Source organism: Rhabdothermincola sp., from assembly GCF_036846205.1.
Lineage (GTDB): Bacteria > Actinomycetota > Acidimicrobiia > Acidimicrobiales > Acidimicrobilacustridaceae > Rhabdothermincola.
This window is the reverse complement of record NZ_DAIUCK010000187.1, coordinates 1-1,636: the sequence shown is the minus strand read 5'-3', so window position 1 is coordinate 1,636 and position 1,636 is coordinate 1. Positions and strand designations below refer to the sequence as shown.

Genomic DNA, 1,636 nt, shown 5'->3' with positions numbered 1-1,636 from the left:
CCCCCAGGACCGCGACCCGCCGCCGGGTCGCGGCTCGCGCCGTGCTCACCGCGCCCTCACCGGCCCGGCACGTTCAGAGCTCGGGCGATGCCGGGTCGTGCGCGGCACCGGGCAGCGGCTCCCGCAGGGGCACGACCATGCTCGAGAAGTCCGCCACCGCGATCACCCGGTCCTCCCCGTCGACCACCCGGCACTCCACGACGATGAGCTGCCGCCCGGCCCGCACCACGTGAGCACGGGCGTAGACCATGTCCCCCGTGGGCCGCCCCAGGTACCGCACGTGCAGGTCGGCGGTGACGAGGGTGTTCACACCGGGAACGAACGCGCTCTCACGGGCTGCGGCGGTGGCGGCAGCGACGTCGATCAGGGTGGCGATGGCCCCCCCGTGGAGGTTGCCGCTGGCTCCGTAGGCCTCGGGTCGCACAGGCATCGAGACCACCACCGTGCCGTCAGGCTGATCCCCGTCCACGTAGTCGATGCCGAGCAGCGCGTGCAGCGGGGTGGCGCGGAACGACTCGTACAGCCGCGCCATGAGCTCCGGGTCGTCGCGGTAGGACACGGCCGCTACACCAGCTCGGCCGAGAGCTGGCGCTCCATCTCGGCGACCACCTCCCGCCAGTCGGCCACCAGCCCGATGTCGGCGAACCCGAAGATCGGCGCCTGCCGGTCGGGGTTCACGGCCACGATGGTCCCGGCGCTGCGCACCCCGACGGTGTGGTTGTACTTCCCGCTGGTGCCGAGCGCGAGGTACAGGCGCGGCGAGATGGCGTGCCCGGTGATCCCGATCTGGCGGGCATGCGGCAACCACCCCTGGTCGGTGACCTTGCGGGTCGCGGCCAGCTCGGCGCCGAGCAGCTTCATCAGACCGTCGAGCCTGCCGTACTCGGAGGGATCGACCCCCTGGCCGACGCCGATCACCATCTCGGCGACGGCGAGCGCGTCGATGTCGTCCTCCCGGCGACGGCTGGTGACGGTGACCCGGCCGCGGGGCTGGACCTCGATGGTCCGCGCCGGCACGTCACGCCCGGCCCGGGGCACCGACAACCCGAGCACCCCGGGCCTCACGGTGGCCATCTGCACCGGAGAGGACGCGGTGATGGCCGCCACCAGGCTGCCACCGAACGCCGGCTTCCACGCCACGAGACGTCCACCTTCGACGGCCAGGCCCACCGCGTCGCCGGTGAGGCCGGCACCGAGCCGGGCCGCGACCCGCGACGCCACCTCCCGGCCCCAGGCGGTGGAGCCGGTGAGGATGGCCCAGGGCTCGGTCTCCCGCGCCCAGGCCACCGTGGCCGGGGCCACGTCCTCCTCCGCTGCCGCGCCCCGGATGGTCACCACCTCGTCGGCGCCCCAGCTCGCCACCAGCCGCTGGTCCACCGGTTCGGGCGCCACCGCCACCACCCGGCCCCCGATCGGCGCGCCCAGGCGGGCCGCCCCACCCAGCAGCTCCCGCGCCAGGCGGTCGCGGCGTGGTTCCAGCACCACGGCGACGATCGGACCGTCGCCCCCCGGCTCCGGCACCACCTCATCGCGCTCGGCGGAGAAGGTGCCCGGCTCGAGCGCCCCCCGGTCGCGCAGGTGCGCGAGCAGGGTCGCGACCTGCTCGGCGACCTCCCCCTCCAGCACGATGCCGGCC

At 74.9% G+C, this 1,636-nt stretch carries 2 protein-coding genes; both read right to left on the bottom strand.

Translation table 11 applies throughout. The features are described 5' to 3' along the window. Positions 1-73: 73 nt before the first annotated feature. Entirely contained in the window at positions 74-559 is a 486-nt protein-coding gene (locus V7004_RS15785; RefSeq protein ID WP_334145226.1) for a PaaI family thioesterase, read from the bottom strand. 5 nt (positions 560-564) lie between these two features. After that, positions 565-1,636, bottom strand: a 1,072-nt coding sequence (locus V7004_RS15780) for an electron transfer flavoprotein subunit alpha/FixB family protein (RefSeq protein WP_334145224.1), incomplete at its 5' end; no start/stop codon positions are given.